Source organism: Streptomyces sp. NPDC012769 (assembly GCF_042901205.1).
Taxonomy (GTDB): Bacteria; Actinomycetota; Actinomycetes; order Streptomycetales; family Streptomycetaceae; genus Streptomyces.
The window spans coordinates 143919-161288 of record NZ_JBIBCP010000002.1 but is presented as its reverse complement, the minus strand read 5'-3'; the positions used below and the strand labels follow the sequence as shown (position 1 = coordinate 161288).

At 71.1% G+C, this 17370-nt stretch carries 15 protein-coding genes; 8 read left to right on the top strand and 7 right to left on the bottom strand.

Annotated elements, in window-relative coordinates; translation table 11 throughout:
* Positions 1–223: 223 nt before the first annotated feature.
* Positions 224–1450 carry an ROK family protein gene (locus ACFY7C_RS09585; RefSeq protein ID WP_389646464.1) on the bottom strand — a complete coding sequence of 409 codons (1227 nt, stop codon included), beginning with the start codon at positions 1448–1450 and terminating at the stop codon, positions 224–226.
* Positions 1451–1505: 55 nt separating this feature from the next.
* On the opposite strand from ACFY7C_RS09585, the gene ACFY7C_RS09580 reads away from it, so the two are divergent.
* Positions 1506–2576 carry a Gfo/Idh/MocA family oxidoreductase gene (locus ACFY7C_RS09580; protein ID WP_389646462.1) on the top strand — a complete coding sequence of 357 codons (1071 nt, stop codon included), beginning with the start codon at positions 1506–1508 and terminating at the stop codon, positions 2574–2576.
* Positions 2573–3061, top strand: a complete 489-nt coding sequence (locus ACFY7C_RS09575; RefSeq protein WP_389646459.1) for a heme-degrading domain-containing protein — start codon at positions 2573–2575, stop codon at positions 3059–3061. Before ACFY7C_RS09580 ends, ACFY7C_RS09575 begins: the two co-directional genes overlap by 4 nt.
* Here the strand turns inward: ACFY7C_RS09575 and ACFY7C_RS09570 are convergent.
* The 5 genes from ACFY7C_RS09570 to ACFY7C_RS09550 form a co-directional block, all read right to left on the bottom strand.
* On the bottom strand, positions 3033–4589 hold the full coding sequence (locus tag ACFY7C_RS09570; protein ID WP_389646456.1) for a choice-of-anchor A family protein: 1557 nt from the start codon (positions 4587–4589) through the stop codon (positions 3033–3035). The two genes, ACFY7C_RS09575 and ACFY7C_RS09570, sit on opposite strands and share 29 nt — an antisense overlap.
* A 132-nt stretch (positions 4590–4721) precedes the next feature.
* Entirely contained in the window at positions 4722–5579 is an 858-nt protein-coding gene (locus ACFY7C_RS09565; protein WP_389649411.1) for a fumarylacetoacetate hydrolase family protein, read from the bottom strand.
* 138 nt (positions 5580–5717) lie between these two features.
* The gene (locus ACFY7C_RS09560) at positions 5718–6461 is read right to left on the bottom strand and encodes a YidC/Oxa1 family membrane protein insertase (RefSeq protein WP_389646453.1); all 744 of its coding nucleotides are present in this window, start codon (positions 6459–6461) and stop codon (positions 5718–5720) included.
* 170 nt (positions 6462–6631) lie between these two features.
* Positions 6632–6925: a DUF6412 domain-containing protein gene (locus ACFY7C_RS09555; protein WP_389646450.1), complete on the bottom strand. Its 294-nt coding sequence runs from the start codon at positions 6923–6925 to the stop codon at positions 6632–6634.
* A 28-nt stretch (positions 6926–6953) separates the two neighbouring features.
* Positions 6954–7499: a winged helix-turn-helix transcriptional regulator gene (locus ACFY7C_RS09550; RefSeq protein ID WP_389646448.1), complete on the bottom strand. Its 546-nt coding sequence runs from the start codon at positions 7497–7499 to the stop codon at positions 6954–6956.
* Between the two features lie 128 nt (positions 7500–7627).
* On the opposite strand from ACFY7C_RS09550, the gene ACFY7C_RS09545 reads away from it, so the two are divergent.
* Positions 7628–9169, top strand: a complete 1542-nt coding sequence (locus ACFY7C_RS09545; protein WP_389646445.1) for an MFS transporter — start codon at positions 7628–7630, stop codon at positions 9167–9169.
* Here ACFY7C_RS09545 and ACFY7C_RS09540 read toward each other — a convergent pair.
* Positions 9132–9968: a class E sortase gene (locus ACFY7C_RS09540; protein ID WP_389646442.1), complete on the bottom strand. Its 837-nt coding sequence runs from the start codon at positions 9966–9968 to the stop codon at positions 9132–9134. The genes ACFY7C_RS09545 and ACFY7C_RS09540 overlap by 38 nt on opposite strands.
* 51 nt (positions 9969–10019) lie before the next feature.
* Here ACFY7C_RS09540 and ACFY7C_RS09535 point away from each other — a divergent pair, with 51 nt between their 5' ends.
* The 5 genes from ACFY7C_RS09535 (at position 10020) to ACFY7C_RS09515 (ending at position 17334) form a co-directional block, all read left to right on the top strand.
* Entirely contained in the window at positions 10020–11024 is a 1005-nt protein-coding gene (locus ACFY7C_RS09535; RefSeq protein ID WP_389646439.1) for an SEC-C metal-binding domain-containing protein, read from the top strand.
* Between the two features lie 42 nt (positions 11025–11066).
* Complete coding sequence (locus ACFY7C_RS09530; RefSeq protein WP_389646436.1) at positions 11067–11606, top strand: very short patch repair endonuclease; 540 nt, start codon at positions 11067–11069, stop codon at positions 11604–11606.
* Positions 11607–11792: 186 nt separating this feature from the next.
* Complete coding sequence (locus tag ACFY7C_RS09525; protein WP_389646433.1) at positions 11793–14339, top strand: Z1 domain-containing protein; 2547 nt, start codon at positions 11793–11795, stop codon at positions 14337–14339.
* Positions 14336–15361 (top strand): PD-(D/E)XK motif protein, encoded by a 1026-nt coding sequence (locus tag ACFY7C_RS09520; RefSeq protein WP_389646431.1) that lies wholly within the window; start codon positions 14336–14338, stop codon positions 15359–15361. The genes ACFY7C_RS09525 and ACFY7C_RS09520 overlap by 4 nt, the downstream gene beginning before the upstream one ends.
* A complete protein-coding gene (locus ACFY7C_RS09515; RefSeq protein ID WP_389646428.1) occupies positions 15358–17334 on the top strand; it encodes a hypothetical protein in 1977 nt (658 codons plus the stop codon). The genes ACFY7C_RS09520 and ACFY7C_RS09515 overlap by 4 nt, the downstream gene beginning before the upstream one ends.
* Positions 17335–17370 lie beyond the last annotated feature (36 nt).

The following is a 17370-nucleotide window of genomic DNA, read 5'->3' as shown; positions in this document are numbered from 1 at the left end:
GGTCCGGGCTTCCGGCACGGGCTTCCGGCACGGGGCTCCGGCACGGGCTTCCGGCACGGGGCTCCGGCACGGGCTTCCGGCACGGGGCTCCGGCACGGGCTCCCGGCACGGGGCTCCGGCACGGGCTCCCGGGACCGGCTCCCGGGCCGCCGCGCTTCCGGGGCGCCGGGCTTCCGGGTTCCGGAACGGGGCTCGGGGAGCGGACTCCCGGCGGACACCCGGATCAGACCTCCGGGTCGGTCCTCGGCGACGAGCCGGACGACTCCTTGCCGAAGACCGGCGCCAGGATCAGCTGGGCCGCGCCTTCCGCGACCGCGTGGGGAGATCCGGCGACCTCGACGTCCGCCGGAAGGCCGAGGCCGAGGCCGCCCAGGACCTGGCGGACCCCGCGCGCGTACGCCTCCGGGGCCGCCAGCACCGCACGGCCGCCCAGCAGTACCCGGTCGATGTCGAGCAGCCGCACCAGGTTGGCCGCCCCGGTCCCGAGGACGCGGGCCGCCTCGGCGAGGTCGCCGCGCGCGAGGGCCGCCAGGCACAGGACCTCCAGGCAGCCGCGCCCGCCGCAGTCGCAGGGCGGCCCGTCGATCTGCACGGTCTGGTGACCGAGCTCCCCCGCCCCGGTCCTGCCCCCGCGGAGCACCGCCCCGCCGAGCACGAGGCCCGCGCCCAGGCCCGTACCGAGGTGGACGTACGCGAAGGACGCGGGCGCGCCGGGGCGCAGGGCGAGGCCGAGGGCGGCGGCGTTGGTGTCCTTGTCGAGCACGACCGGCAGTCCCAGCCGCCGCGCCAGCTCGTCGCGCAGCGGGAAGCCGTCCCACTCGGGAAAGCCGGTGACCCGGCCGGGCGTTCCGGTCCGATGGTCCAGCGGCCCGGGCATGGCGACCCCGGCCCCGAGCACGCCGGCCCCCGCCACCGTCCCCCCCGCCACCGTCCCCGCCGCCGCACCCGCGGCCGCCGCACCCGCCGCTCCTGTCAGCGCCGCGACCTCCGCCCGTACCGCCGCCAGGACCGGTTCCGCGCCCGCCCCGAGGTCCAGGGGCGAGCGGTGTTCGGCGACCCGCTCTCCCGCGAGGTCGAGCAGGACGGCGGTGAGCTCGTCGCGGTCGAGGTGGAGCCCGATCGCGTACGCCGCCCCCGGCACGAGCCGCAGCACGGTCGCCGGCTTGCCTCCCGTGGAGGCGCGGCGTCCCGCCTCCGTCGCCAGGCCCTCGGCCCGCAGCCGTGCGGTGATCTTGCTGACGGCCTGAGGGGTGAGGCCGGTGCCGTCGGCCAGCTCCAGGCGGCTGATGCCGTGCTCCCCCGCCGCGCGGAGCAGGTCGAGCACCAGCGCCGCGTTACGGCTGCGCGCCGCGGGCAGCAGGCCGCCCCGGTCCGCGTCTCCGCCGGCCGCCCCGGCCCCGCCCCGGCCCCTGCCCTTGTCCCGACCCCCGAGGCCGTTGTCCCAGTTCACCAGGCCATTGTGCCGGTCGCTTGCACTTTGGCAACAGCGTTGCCAAAGTATCCGTATGGTCTCCCCCCTCCGCGTCGGACTCGTCGGCTACGGCCTCGCGGGCTCCGTCTTCCACGCCCCGCTGATCGCCGCCTCCCCCGATCTCGTCCTCGACGCGGTCACCACCGGGAACCCGGAGCGGGCCGCGCAGGCCCGCGCCGAGCACCCGGGCGTGCGGGTCGTGGGCTCCCCCGAGGAGCTGCTCGCCCGGGCCGACGAGCTCGACCTGGTCGTGGTCGCCTCCCCCAACAAGACCCATGTCCCGGTCGCCACCGCCGCCCTGAAGGCCGGTCTGCCCGTCGTCGTGGACAAGCCGCTCGCCGCGACCGCCGCCGAGGCGCGCGGACTCGCCGTCCTCGCCGACGAGCGCGGCCTGCTGCTGTCGGTCTTCCAGAACCGCCGCTGGGACAACGACTTCCTCACCCTGCGCGCGCTCCTCGCCGACGGCGCCCTCGGCGAGGTCCGGCGCTTCGAGTCCCGCTTCGAGCGCTGGCGCCCGCAGCTCAAGGGCGGCTGGCGCGAGTCCGGCGCACCGAAGGAGATCGGCGGGCTCCTCTACGACCTCGGCAGCCATGTCGTCGACCAGGCCCTGGTCCTCTTCGGACCGGCCGTCCGCGTGTACGCCGAGTCCGACGTGCGCCGTCCGGGTGCCCAGGCCGACGACGACACGTTCTTCGCGATCACCCACGCGAACGGCGTCCACTCGCACCTGTGGGTGAGCGCCACCACCGCCCAGCTCGGCCCCCGCTTCCGGGTCCTCGGCAGCGGGGCCGGTTACGTGAAGTACGGACTCGACCCGCAGGAGGCCGCCCTCCGCGAGGGCCTGCGTCCGACGCCCGGCGCCGTGTGGGGCCGGGAGCCGGAGGACCTGTGGGGCCGCGTCGGTGCCGGGGAGTCCCCGCTGACCGGCGGCGGCACGCCCGTCGAGACCCTGCCGGGCGACTACCCGGCCTACTACGCCGCCGTCGCCGCCGCCCTGCGCGGGACGGGCGAGAACCCGGTGACGGCGTACGAGGCCGCCGCCGCGCTCGACGTCCTGGAGGCGGCGCGGGTCTCCGCCCGCGACGGAGTGGCGGTGGCGCTGTGAACGCGGCGCCCGACGAGATCAGCGTGCTGGAGGCGCAGGAGGCCCGCCTGGTCCTCCCCCGCTTCACGTACGACGACGCCTGGACGCTCGGCACGACCCTGGTCGGGCTCGCGCGGGAGCGGCGGGCACCGGTCGCGATCGACGTGCGGCGCGGGGCCCAGCAGCTGTTCCACTGCGCGCTGCCCGGGTCGAGCGCCGACAACGACGCCTGGATCGACCGCAAGCGGCGGGTCGTGGAGCGCTACGGCGTGAGCTCGTACCTCGTCGGCGCCCGCTTCCGCGCCAAGGGCACGACCTTCGAGGCCTCCTCACGTCTGGACCCCGACCGGTTCGCGGCGCACGGCGGCTCGTTCCCGATCGCGGTCGCGGGCGCCGGCGTCATCGGCTCGGTCACGGTCTCGGGCCTCCCGCAGGCCGAGGACCACGCCCTGGTCGTCCTCGGCCTGGAGCGGCTGCTCACCTCGTACGACGACGCTGCCGGCTGACGGCGACGAGCACACCGCCGCTCAGGACGAGGGCGGCGGCCATGACGCCCGCGAAGACCTTGGCACCGGCGGAACCGGAGCCGGTGTCGGGGAGTTCACCGCCGCCGGTGGTGTGCCCTCCGGTGCTCTGACCTCCGGTGGCGTGCCCGCCGGTGGTGTGCCCTCCGGAGGTCTGGCCCCCGGTGGTGTGGCCACCGGTGACCGCGCCGCCGTCCGTCGAGCCGCCATCCGTCGAACCGCCGCTCGTCGAGCCGCCGTTGCTGTCAGGGTCGGGATCCGGGTCAGGCTCCGGTTCGGGGTCAGGGTCAGGGTCAGGGTCAGGCTTCGGATCCGGGTCAGGGTCCGGGTCCGGCGTGGGTGTGGGCGTAGGCGTAGGCGTCGGGGTGGGAGGCGGGGAGGGCTCGTTCTCGTCGCAGGACGGCAGGTCCCCGTCGAACGGGTACGCGTGCAGCTCCTGTCCGCCGCCCCCGCCCGCCACCGAGGCATGGGTGAGCGAACCGCTCGTGTAGAAACGCCCGTTCATGCCGGGCATCGTCACCGTCGCCGTACCGGAGGGCTCGCCGATGAGCACGCTGCCCTCGAACTGACCGCTGCCCTCGAAGGTCACGTTCCTCGCGTCGGGGAAGTTCCACAGCAGCCGCTCGCGCAGCCCCTTCTGGAAGCCGTTGACGTACGTGTCGACGGTCCGCCGCGCGCCGAGCATGTTGACGAGGACGGTGGCGCCGTCCGGGATCCGGTTGAAGGTCAGCCCCTGGGAACCGCCCCTGGCCGACTCCAGGTCGAAGTCGACGGTGAAGACCTGGATCGCGGACCTGCCGTCGCCGGTGAAGACGGTCGCGCCGCCCTTGTTGACGGCCGTGCCGGTGGCGGCGCGCGGCGCGCCCGCCACGTACGCGTAGCAGCGGCTGGCGACGGTCAGCCGCTCGCGGAGGCCCTTGTACGGGTCGGCGGCCTTGGGGTCGGCGACCGCCTTGGGGCTGACCGTGCCGGTGAGCGTGCCCCCGTACCGTACGACGCCGTGGACCACGCCCTCCTCGGCCAGCAGGCGCTGGCCGGGGGCGATGGTGACGTCGCCGCCCGTGGTGAGGAAGGCGGAGCCGTTGTCGGGCGGGACGCGTGAACCGACGCCCGCGACGCCGACGTTGTAGACCTGCGAGACGCCGGGCCGCTTCCTCATGTCGAAGTCGCCGAGGACCACGACCTTGCCCTCGGCCTCGGCCGCCGCCTCGCGGACGCGGAGGTCGCCGCCGACGAAGACGTTGATGTTGTTGTCGCGGCCCGCGACGAAGCTGTTGTGGATGTCCGGGTACGGGCCGGGGCAGCTGCCCGGCAGGCAGGGACCGAGGCCGTCCGGGAGAGGTTCGGCGAGGGCGGTGGCATGGGCCGTGCCGGTGGCGGTGCCGATGGCGAGGGCAGTGACGGTGACGGCGGCGGTGGCGGTCAGAGCTCCGGCGAGCAGGGCGGCGCCGGCCACGGACGACGCGGCGGGCGGCTGTCGACGGCGCCGGGGCGGTACGGGTGCGCACATAAGCGGCAAAATACGCACAAAGCGGGAGGGAATCGCGACGCCTCGCGCCCGGAGCGGCGGAGGCGTCGCCCGAACGCCGCCCCGAGCGCCCGGCCCCGGCACTCGGGGCCGCACTCGGGGCAACCCGACGCGTCAGGCGCTCTTGAGCTCCTGGCGCTGCCGGCCCAGGCCCTCGATCTCCAGCTCGACGACGTCGCCGGCGCGCAGGTACGGCTTGGGCTCCGGCTGCCCCATGGCGACGCCCGCCGGCGTGCCGGTGTTGATGATGTCGCCGGGGTAGAGCGTCATGAACCGGCTGACGTAGCGGACCACCTCGGCGACCGGGAAGATCTGGTCGGAGGTGTGCCCGTCCTGCTTCAGCTCGCCGTTGACCCACAGCTTCAGGCCGAGGTCCTGCGGGTCCGGCACCTCGTCGGCGGTGACCAGCCACGGGCCCAGCGGGTTGAAGGTCTCGCAGTTCTTGCCCTTGTCCCAGGTGCCGCCGCGCTCGATCTGGAACTCGCGCTCGGAGACGTCATGGGCGAGGGCGTAGCCGGCGACGTGGGCGAGGGCCTCCTCGTCGGTCTCCAGGTAGCGGGCGGTGCGGCCGATGACGATCGCCAGCTCGACCTCCCAGTCCGTCTTCACCGAGCCGCGCGGCACGAGCACGATGTCGTCCGGGCCGACGACGGTGTCGGCGGCTTTGAGGAAGACGACCGGCTCCTCCGGGATCGCCGCCCCGACCTCCGCGGCGTGGCCGTGGTAGTTCAGCCCGATGCACACGACCTTGCCGATCCGGCCGACCGGCGGGCCGATCCGCAGCCCGGTCGCGTCGAGCGCGGGCAGCACGCCCGCGGCGAGCGCGGCACGGATCCGGTCGAGCGCGGCCCCGTCGGCGAGGAGACCGCCGTCGATGTCGTCGACCAGCGCCGACAGGTCGCGCAGCGTCCCGTCCTGGTCGAGAAGGGCGGGGCGTTCGGCCCCCGCCGGGCCGACACGCAGCAGCTTCATGGTCTTCTCCCTGTGGTCGAGGTGGCCCGGGGAGCGGGCCGTGGTGAGCCCCGGCCGATGGAGTGCGGCCATCGGAGGATTGGTCGATCCTCCAAGAGAAGGGGTCAGTCTGCAAGACCCCGTTCACACCCTGGACCCTTACGCGGGAGTAACCGCCCGGCCCCCGGCGCCGCCCGCCGCGGGCATGTCCCGGTAGAGGAAGGCGCGCTCGACGGCGGTCCAGGTGGTGCTGGTGACGATGTAGAGGGCGGCGGCCAGCGGGACGACGGCGACCGAGATCAGGGTGGCGAAGGAGAGCAGCGGCATGAACTTGGCCAGGCCCTCGGCCATCGCGGCGCCGGGCTGCCCCGGGTCGACGGCACCGGTGGCGAGGGTGGCGTTCTGCCGCCTGGCCGTGCGGTAGTTGAACGTGGCCACGGCGGCGACGATCGCGAAGAGGACGAGATAGACCAGGCCGGCCGGGCCGAAGGGGCCGCCGTGGGCGAGGGCGTCGGGATAGTGGTCGCCGAGCGGCGCCGCGAGGAGGCTGTGCCCGGCCATCCGCCCGCTGGAGAAGAGGTGGAACATCAGGAAGAACGCGGGCGCCTGGAGCAGGCTCGGCAGGCACCCGGCGAAGGGCGAGACCTTCTCGGCGGCGTGCAGCTCCATGACCGCCTTCCGCAGCCGTTCGGGGTTCTTGGCGTGCTTCGTGCGCAGCTCGGCGAGCTGGGGCGCGAGCCGGACGCGAGCCTTCTGACCACGGGCGGCAGCGCGGGAGAGCGGGTGGACCGCGAGGCGCACGGCCATCGTGAAGAGCACGATGGCGGCGGCGGTGGAGGCCGTGGCGAACAGCGGCTGGAGCAGGTCGGCGAGGTGCTCGACCAGAGAGGCGAAAACGGACATGGGAGCCCTCCGTGGGGTCTCGTCGTGCCGGAATGTTCATGAGGTCGGCAGGACGGAACCGCGTGGGGGCCTCGGAATCCGAGTGGGATGCGCGTTCTTCGATGCGCGGTACGCACGGCGCGGAGTGCGCGATGTGCGATGCGCGATGCGCGATGTGCTTGGTGGCGCCCCTACGCGGCCGTCGGGAGGGGGCCGCCGGGTGCCCGGGGCCTGCGGCGGCCGGAGGCGTCGGGATCGCGTTGCGGCAGGAAGGCCGTACGCCGGGCACGGTCGCGCAGGGCGGTGCGCACCCGGGTGGGCGGTACGGGCAGAGCCGTACGGGCGCCGATCAGGGCGCAGACGAAGGCGGCGGCGGCCATGGCGAAGGCCGTGGAGAGACCGGCACCCTCGGAGAGCAGGAGATCGGCGACGGCGAGGAGGAAGAGGAGCGGCGCGAGGACGCGCAGCAGCTGCCGATTGAGCATCTCTTCCTCCTTTCGCATCTTCCGACCGTTATACACGACGCCTTTCGGGCGCCGGGAGTTCCAGGGGAACGAGGAGTCGGCGCGGCACGAGGAGGGCCCGGCCGACCGGATCCGCGGGGTCCGGATCGAGGCCGGCGCCGGGCCGCATCTCGACGTCGGCGGGGTGGACGGGGATCCGGCAGGCCGGGCACTCGCCGTAGGGGCCGAGTTCGGTGCCGCAGTCCACGTGGTGGAAGTGACGCACGGGCACGGCGCCGGGCAGCGCCTCACGCCCCCACAGCCCGAGCGAGCGCAGCACGGGCCACAGGCCGATGCCGCGCTCGGTGAGCACGTACTCGTCGCGCGGCGGCGCCTGCGAATACCGGCGCTTGTCGAGGACGCCGGCGTCGACGAGGGCCTGGAGGCGGGCGGCGAGGACGGCGCGGGGGGCGCCGAGGTGGGCGAGGAAGTCGTTGTAGCGGCGGACGCCGTAGAAGGCGTCGCGGACGACGAGGAGGGTCCAGCGCTCGCCGATGACTTCGAGGGCGCGGGCGATGGAGCACTGCTGGGTCGCGTAGTCCTTGCCGAGGGCCATGAGCCGAGTGTAGCGCGGTGGGTTCAGTGAATGAACCTGAACTGATACGGTCAGGTTCATACGGTCAGGTTCATTGAACGAACTCAACTACACCCCCTGGCCGACCGACGACAACCGAGGTGCACGCCATGCCCCGCCGCGCCGCAACGACCGCCACTGCTGCCACGACTGCCTCGGGTGACTGGGGAGGCACTTCGGGCGCCTCGGGTGCCTCGGGTGCCTCGGGTGACTGGGATGACTCGGGTGACCCGCACGCCTCGCACGCCTCGCACGCCTCGCACGCCTCGGGCACCGCATCCGCCTCGGCCGGGGGCCGCCCCGCCTCCGCGCCATCAAGGGGAGCCCCCCGCCCCCGCGCGACCCTCGCCGTCACCAGCGCCGCCACCGCGCTCACGCTGATGAACTACACGGCCCCGATGCTCACCCTCCCCGCCACCGCCCGCGCCTTCGGCACCCCGGCCTCCGCCCAGGCGTGGCTGCTCAACGGCACCCCGCTCGGCCTCGCCGTCCTGCTCCTCGTGGCCGGGAGCCTCGCCGACGACCACGGGCGGCGCAGGGTCTTCCTGCTCGGCACGCTCGGCCTCGGCCTCACCACCGCCCTCGGCGGCCTCGCGACCTCCACCCTCACCTTCACGCTGGCACGCGTCGCCCAGGGCGCGGCGAGCGCCGCCGTCCTCGCCGCGAGCCTCGGCCTGCTCGCCCACGCGTATCCCACGGGCCCTGACAGGATCAGGGCGACCGGCGTCTGGGGCGCGTTCGTGAGCGCCGGCATCGCGCTCGGCCCGCTGCTCGCCGGCACCCTCAGCGCTCTGGCCGGCTGGCGCTGGACGTACGAGGTGCTGGCGGCGGCCGCCCTGGCCGTGGCCGCGCTCGCCCCCCGTACCCTCACCGAGTCCCGCGCGCCGCGGGAGGGGCGCCCGGACGTCGCCGGGGCCCTGGCGCTCGGCCTGGCCCTGGCGGCCCTGCTCACCGCGCTCACCCTCGGCCGGGACGGCTGGCTGCGCCCGCCGGTGGGGCTCCTCGCGCTCGCCTTCCTGGTCCTGGCGTCGCTGTTCGTGGTGGTCGAGCGGCGCGGCCGGACGCCGATGATCGACCTGGGGCTGTTCCGGCGCCCGGCGTTCCGTGCGGCGACGGCGGGGGCGCTGTTCACTGGCCTCGCGGTGATCGGTTTCTTCAGCGTGCTGCCGGCGCTGCTCCAGCGCGGGGCGGGCATGTCCCCGTTGGCCACGGCCTGGCTGTTCCTGCTCTGGTCGGGCACGGCGTTCGTGGTGGCCCTGCAGGCCCGCCGTCTCGCGGGCCGGCTCTCCGCCCCGTACCAACTGGCTCTCGGCTTCGTGCTCTCGGCGGCGGGGACGCTCGCCCTGTACGGCGCGCTGGCCCAGGGCGCGTGGCTCCGCCTCCTGCCCGGTCTGCTGGTGGCGGGCGCCGGCAGCGGCCTGCTGAACGCCGCGCTGCCGCGGCTCGCCGTGGACTCCGTACCGCAGGAGCGGGCGGCGATGGGCTCGGGCGCCAACAACACCGCCCGCTACATCGGCTCGGCGGCGGGCGTGGCCCTCTCCCTCGCCCTGGCGACGACAGGCGCCGACACGGCCCTGCTCGTCTCGGCGGCCCTCGGCCTGGGCGGGGCGGCGGTCACGCTCGCGGCGGGACGAGCCTGGCCCACACGATGAGCCGGTAGCGCGAGCTGAACTCCGGGGTGCAGGTGGTGAGCGTGAGATAGGCGCCGGGTGCGTCGTACCCGTACGACGGCTTGTGGAGCGAACGGGGCACGGGCGCGATGACGCCGGTGTCGCGGGGCGAGGTCTGCGGGAGGATCCGGTCGACGCGGTAGGTGTGGGTGCGCTCGCGGGTCCTGACGGTGAGGGTGTCGCCGGGCCGCAGCCGGTCGATGTGGCGGAAGGGCTCGCCGTGGGTGTTGCGGTGCCCGGCGAGGGCGAAGTTGCCGGTGCGGCCGGGCCCGGCGGTTCCGGGGTAGTGGCCGGCGAAGCCGCGGTCGAGGACGGACCGCTTGCCGACGCCGGGGGCGACGGGGACGGTGAGGCCGAGGCGGGGGATGCGGAGGACGGCGTAGGGAACGTCGGGTGGGGCGGGCGCGGAGGGGTTCAGACCCTCGGGACTCTCGGGACTCTCGGACCCTTCGGAACTCTCAGACGCTTCGGGACTGTCGGAGGGCAGCTCGGAAGGTGCCACGTTCACGGGCGCCGACTCCGGGATCGACGCCTGGGGTGAGGAGTCCCACTCCTCCTCCAGGTTGCGCACCTGCGCGACGGCGTCGGCACGAGCCTGCTGGTTGGTCCACCACAGCTGGTGGACGACGAGGAGGAGAACGAGAACGCCGCAGGTGACGAGGGTTTCCGCGCCGACCCAGAGCGCACGGGCCAGGGGCCCGCGCCCCGCGCGCGCCTGGCGGACCACCGGACTGCGGCCCCGCCGCCGGGACCCTCGCCGAACCAGCACGGCGCGCACCATAAGCGCTGGGGCGCCAACTCTCCAGGGGCGTACAGCAGTACGGTGGTCGACATGCGCCCCGACACGCCTGCCGATCACACCACCGAAGCCGAGCGTCTGCTCCGCACCGCGGGGCAGTACCCGGAGGACCGCGAACCCCTGCTGCTCCGCGCGGCGGCCCATTTGGAGCTGGCCGGCGAGCGCGAGCAAGCGACGTCCCTGTACGACTCGCTGCTCGACTCCTCCCCCGCCAGGCCCCTCCTCATCAGGGCGCTGAAGGCGGCGAACCTGTGGGAGTACGGGCACGAGGCCGAGGCCCGGGCGATCATCGACGGCGTCCGTCGGGCCCGCCCCTCGGAGCCGGCGCCGTGGGAGATCGTCGCGGAGACGCTGGAGTCCCACGACGAGCTGGAGGCGTCGGAGGCCACCTTCTCGGAGGCCGCCGCCCTGCTCGTGGTGCCGGGCGAGGAGATCTCCTTCGCGGTGCAGTCCCTCCTGGCGGCCCGCCACCGGGTCCGCCGACTGCTCGCCCTGGAGCACGACGACCACGACGTCCTGGCGGACCGCCTCCACACGGGCGACGTGCCCCTGGACGAGCTGCACGACCCCAAGCGCCTGTGGGCCCTCGGCTCCTCCGACCCGGCCGAGCTCCAGGCCGAGATCACCCGCCTCCGCTCCGAACTGGGCTCCTACCGCACGGCCCTCTCCCGCCCCTTCCCGGTCGCCGTCCTCCACTGGCCGGAACCGGAACTGGACGAGCTGCTGGCCGCCTACCCGGAGCTGGAGGCCGAGTACCCCACCTACCGGGCCCACCTCACCGACATCGAGGCCTCCCTCCGCGAACTCGCCCAGTCCGGCACCCCCAACCTGGGCATCGTCCCGGCCACGGTCCCCTCCTACGAGGCCTTCGCCGCCTCCGAGTCCTCCACCCCCGCCAACGCCGACCTCCTCCCCCAATACGCCACCACCCTCGCCGCCCGCGGCCGCGCGACTCCGTGGCCCCCGGCAAGGGGCGCGGCTTGCTGGTGCGGGTCGGGGCGGACGTATGGGGAGTGCCACGGGGCGGACGTGGGGTGACCATGCACGGCCGGTTTCCTGCATCGTCCAATTGGCGTAAGGATGGAGCTATCAGCAGCCGAGCGCAGGAGCGGAACGATGCAGGAACCGGAGCCGTGGAACCCTCCGGAAGGATCTTGGGCGTCTTCGGCTGCTCGCCGCCGCAACATGCAGTCGAATAAGGGGCGCGACACCAGACCGGAGCGCGCTCTGCGAAGCGCGGTCCACGCTCTGGGCCTCCGCTACCACGTCTCCGAACGTCCGATTCCCGCCATCCGCAGAACGGCCGACCTCGTCTTCACCCGGGCTCGCATCGCTGTGTTCCTAGACGGTTGCTTCTGGCACGTGTGCCCCGAGCACTTCACCGTGTCCCAGACCAACGCGGAATACTGGGCTGACAAGGCTGCCAAGAACCGCGCGCGCGATCGCCAGACGGACCGGCTGCTGCAGGAAGCCGGCTGGGCCGTGCTCCGCGTGTGGGAGCACGAGGACCCATCTGAGGCAGCAGCTCGTGTTCGAGAACTCTACGACCGTCGCATCGCCGGTCAAGGTGACAGAGTCGGGCATCGATCACCGCGGAATCGGGCGCATTCCGGCCACTGAGCGATCGCATCTGTACCACTTGCGAGAGCCGTGCCCTTTTTCAGGAGTCAGGCCACCCAATAATGTATGACCTTGAACGAAGGTGACGTGCCGGCACGCTGCTCACGCAGATGCCCCCACGACGTCGGAGCGCCCCCTGGGTTCAATCGACCACAAGCGCACGAGACAGGGGAGCGGTCACCGCCCATGACCGATGCATTCGACGGCATGTACGACACGTTCAAGGCTCTCCTGGACTCGTTCCCGCCTTCGGAGGCGGTCAAGAGGCTGGAACAGCTCGGCATCAGCCCGGAGATCATCCAGCAGATCCGCGATCGACACGAACAGCAGACTGTGCGCATCAGGGAGCTCGAGGAGCCCCACGCGGTCATTCTGGGCAATCGCGACACCTGGTACACCGGGCCGCACCCAAAGGACAAGTGCTGGCCTGCGATCGTTGACATCCTGCGCAAGGACGGATGGCCAGAGGAACCCGCCATCAGGTCTCTGGACGACTCCTCCACGCGAGTCGTCTCCCTGCTCAACCACCCCAAGGAGAAGTCCTTCTCGACCCGTGGGCTCGTCGTGGGCTACGTGCAGTCCGGAAAGACGACGAACTTCACCTCGGTCATCGCCAAGGCTGCCGATCGCGGCTACAAGCTGTTCATCGTTCTCGCGGGCGTGCACAACGGGCTGCGCCGCCAGACCCAGGCACGACTGGTGCAGCAGCTCGTCGAGCCGAACCCTGCAATGTGGTCCCAACTGACCGGTTTGGACCGGGATTTCACCCCACAGGAGAACCCGGCTTCATACTTCGGGAAGAGCAACGGCACACGCGTGCTGTGTGTGGTGAAGAAGAACGCGACCGTCCTGCGCAAGCTCTACCAGTGGCTGGAGAAGGCATCCGACTACCTGAAGGACTGTCCGACGCTGATCATCGACGACGAGGCCGACCAGGCGACGGTGGCGACCAAGTCGATCAATCCGCTGATCCTCGACATCATGGGCACGCTGCCGAGGTCCGCTTACGTCGGATACACGGCGTCGCCCTTCGCGAACCTGCTGATCGACCCGAGCGCCGCAGATCTGTACCCCAAGGACTTCGTAGTCAACCTGCCCAAGCCACAGGGTCACTTCGGCACAGAGGTCCTGTTCGGCCGCTACGCGCTTGACGGCGAGGACCCCGAGCAGGTCGACGACGGCCACGACATGATCCGGTCCGTCCCCAAGGACGACGTCCCCTGTGTCCGGCCGGCGACGAAAGCGGACGTAGAGGGCTTCGAGCCGGTCATCACCGACACGCTCCAGACAGCGATCGAGTACTTCTGGCTGGTCACCGCCGCCCGACGCGTCCGCGGCACGGGAAACAGCCACAGCACGATGCTCATACACACGAGTGTCAACACCACGGTGCACGACAGCTTCCGTGCTCCGTTGGAGCACCTGCGCGACCACACCGCCCTGTCTCTGTCGGACAACGCTCTTCTGCTTCGACTGCGCGACCTGTGGGATAAGGAGACCACACGCGTGCCCGCCGAGGAGTTCGGCGAGACGAAGGTGACCTTCGACGAGCTGCTTCCCGAGCTGCCCGAGGTCCTCAAGAGCTGTCGCATCATCATGGACAACTCGAACAGCGAAGACCGCTTGGACTACGAGAACGGCCCCGTCACCGCGATCGCCGTGGGCGGCAACACCTTGTCGCGCGGCCTGACCCTCGAAGGTCTTTCGGTCAGCTACTTCGTCCGTGCCGTCTCGGCGTACGACACTCTGCTCCAGATGGGCCGCTGGTTCGGTTTCCGCAACGGCTACGCGGACCTCCCCAGAATCTGGATGACGGACGAACTGGCCGAGTGGTTCCGACACCTCGCCACGGTCGAGACCGAGATGCGTCGTGACATCGACATCTACATGACCGAGGACGAGACTCCACTCACCTTCGCGGTTCGGCTACGTACTCATCCCAACCTGCGTGTCACAGCTGCGGCGAAGATGCGCGACGCCGTGACGGCAGCATCTTCGTACGGCGGTAAGCGCGTCCAGACCCACTACTTCCATACCGACGGCGACTGGCTGCGCGGAAACATCAACGCAGCCCGTGCCCTGGTCGGGGCCTCCCTCGCAAACGCCGTCGCGGTGGAGAGGCGCCTGGCGGAAGGCCGATTCGTCTATCGCGACGTTCCCTACGACTTGGTTCTTGACTTTCTCTCCACCTACAAGTTCCACGAGCACTCCCCGGAGAACGACGCCGACCTGCTGACTGGGTACATCCGTAAGCGGGTGGCGGCAGGCTCGCTTCGCCGATGGAACATCGCGATCGTCGGTAACCCGAGGGGTGAGGAGTTCACCTTTGCCCCCGGCGTCTCTGTGGGACGCAACGTGCGTGCCCGCCTGGCCGTGCCGAATCCGACGCCGGGCCTCGCCGATATCAAGACGTTGATGAGCCGTCGGGACGCCGCGGTCGACCTCGCCGGGGACGTCTCGAATCTGACCGAGAAGGGCATCATGGACCGGCGCCGTGTCGAACTGCCCGACACCGGCCTGTTGGTCCTCTACCCCATCGACAAGGTCTCGGCGCCCAGCCCTTCGAAGCTGAAGCGTGAACCCCTGAACGCCGAGGAACACGTCATCGGCGTGGGCCTGGTCTTCCCGGCTCCGGTACAGGACAGCACCGTGGAGAAATACATCTCGGCCGATCTGTCCAATATTCGTCTCGAAGACGAGGACTACAGCATCCTCGACAGCGACGACGCATGAGCGAGGAGATACTGCGGCGGCTCGTAGAGGAGCGTTGGACCGCCCTTGAGGCCGAACAGCCCACAGGAGAACGGCGCCTGCGTATCTCTCATCTTCCGATTGTCGTCGAGCAGGACAATCGGCTGGCAGTGGCTGTCGACCACGACGGGTACCGGCATGTCCTCGTGCCGATCTCAGCGCAACGCAGGGTGCGCCCAGGGTTGGACGGGCCGGTTCTGCAGCTGCGCAGGCGTCCCCTGGAGGATGAGGAGACTTACCAGCACTATGCGGACCTGGCATGTCTGCGCAGCGATCTCAACGATCTCTTCACAGAGCTCTGTGTCGACGTACTGAGCGCGGCCGAAAGCATCCCGGAGAATCCGTTGAAGGCGCTCCATCATGTGCTCGACCGCTGGAAGGAGCTCTTCCGCGCTCACGGAGCTCCTCTGACGCGCGAACAGCTCGCAGGACTCTTCGGCGAGCTCACCGTTCTCTGCCGTCTGCTGGAGCAGGACCCGAGTGCACACCGGCTCTGGCTCGGGCCGGACGGGCATCGCCACGACTTCTCCTCCGGACCCAAGGCCCTTGAGGTGAAGGCCGGCACCACCGCCGGGCGGAGGCCTCGTATCCACGGACTTGACCAACTCGACCACCCGGATGACGGTTCCCTCAATCTCGTGTGGTTCCGCCTGCAAGCCACGCCCGCGGCCACCCTCGGTACTTCCGTCGTGGAGCTCGTCGCTCGGGCTCTCCGACTCTGCGACGACGAGGGAACGCTTCTCGAGCTTCTCGCAACCGCGGGATACCGCCTGGGAGACGCCGACCGCTATCGCGATGTGCGGTTCCTCGTCGACGAGGAGAGATGGTACGCCGTCGACGCCGGCTTCCCCAGGCTTACGGCCAGGGACCTTGCCGATGCGGGCCTGTCCGTGTCCGTCCAGGACGTCGACTACACGATAGATCTGTCCGGTGACCTCCCCGTGCCGCTGACGGACGACGAGGTGGTGCAGGTAATTGACGCCATCACCCAGGAGGCGCAGTGAACGAGCCCCGATGGTTCTCCCAGCCGTATCCGCCGGAAGGGGCTAGCGCCGCCGAGGGGATCCGCAATCAACTCGGCCGCCCGGAGCTCGACCTGCTCACCATTCTCGTGCGTGAATCTGCTCAGAACAGCTGGGATGCCCGTTCCTCGTCGTCCGACGGCCCTGTCGACTTCCGCATCGACCTGTCGACCGTCGGCCCCGCCCACGTCGGCACATGGCGCGGACTCCTGCTCGCGGGTGCTCCCGCAGGCGCAGACGACTTCCCGCTGCGTAACACACTCAGGCACGGTTCAGTCCGGCTTCTGTCCGTCTCAGACCGTGGAACCCGTGGATTGGGCGGCCCCACTCGTGCCAACGATGCGGTGGGGCCAGACCGCGACTTCGTCTCTTTCATCCGCAACATCGGCGAGCCCCGTGACACGGCGCTGGGCGGCGGAACCTACGGCTTCGGAAAGGGCATTTTCTACATGCTCTCGAAGCCAGGCACGATTCTCGTCCACACACGGTGCCGTAATCCCCAGGGTGAGGTCGAGACCCGGCTCATCGGGTGCACCCTCTGGAAGAGTCATGTAGCTGTCAAGAACGGCGAGAAACGCCGCTTCACGGGACGCCACTGGTGGGGTGATGCCTCGGGCGAGGTCATCGAGCCCCTGGTCGGATCGCAGGCGGACACCGTTGCCCGCCGTCTCGGGCTGAGACCCTTCGGGCCTGACGAGACCGGCACGGCCGTGATCGTTGTCGATCCATGCCTGGACGAAGACGATCTGTCCCTCTCTGAGGCGGCGGACTATCTGGCCGAGACCATCGCCTGGCACCTCTGGCCGAAGATGATCTCCGTCGACGGGGGTACACCCGCCATGCGGTTCTCCGTCTCCTGCGACGGGGTCGATCACCCCGTTCCGGATCCGCGGGCGACCGCTCCCCTCGACATGTTCGTGTCCGCCTACGAAACGCTGACCGGGCCGGACGGTCGCGATCTGGCGTGCCACAAGCCAAGGCGGCATCTCGGGCGCCTCGGGCTTGTGAAGAGGATTCGCCCTCCTATGGAACCGAGTCGTGCAGCACGCATGCTGAACATCGAGAGCCTCGTTCATCATGTCTGCCTGATGCGTCCCGCCGAGCTGGTGGTGACCTACCGGCCGGGCCCCAAGCCCCCGAGCGAGAACATCGCCTATGCCGGGGTGTTCCGCGCGGACGAGAGCATGGACGAGGTCTACGCGAAGGCCGAGCCTCCCACTCATGACGCGTGGAACGCTCATTCCCTTGAACGTCCCGAGAGCACATTCGTCACCGCCACGTTCACCCGCATCAAGGAAGCCCTCGACCAGCTGTTGACACTCGACGGGGTCACCCGACCCGGCGCCCGTAGCGTCGCCCTGGGAGCAGCGAGCACGATGTTCTCCGGGCTGGTCGGTGGGGCCTGGGGCATCGGCGGAGCGACCGCCTACTCGAAGCCCGGAAGCACAGCCACGCGCGCCGGGGTCCAGGAGACCGCAGGACGCAGCAGAGCCGTCGCGACCGGCAGCGCACGCGGAGCCGCGTCAGCGGGCGGCCGCGAAGACGCCGCTCATGACGTGTGGGACCCGAGCGACGGCGACCTCGCCGACTCCGGTGAGACCGGCACGTCCGCACGACGACGCCGGCCGCGAGTGCAGTACGTCGGAGACCCCTACTACGACGATCGCGGCGATCTCACTGTGCTCGTCCAGGAATTCCGCCTGCCTGTGCCCGTACCGCAGCGGGTCTATGTCGACCTCGCTGTGGCGCTCCCCGGAGTGGGAGGTCGCGAGACCGATCCGCCTATCGGGGCGCACATGCCGACACTCGTCGGCTGGGAGGATCTCGACGGTCGCCTGCACGCGTCGGAAACCTGCGTGATCGAAGGCGGTGAGTCCGTCTGGCGCGCCGTCGTACGGCCGGCACCTGACACGATGACCGAGATCGGTATCAGGGTCGAGGCGGTGAGTACCTGATGAGCAGGCGCGTACTCCCATACCGAAGCCCCTCCG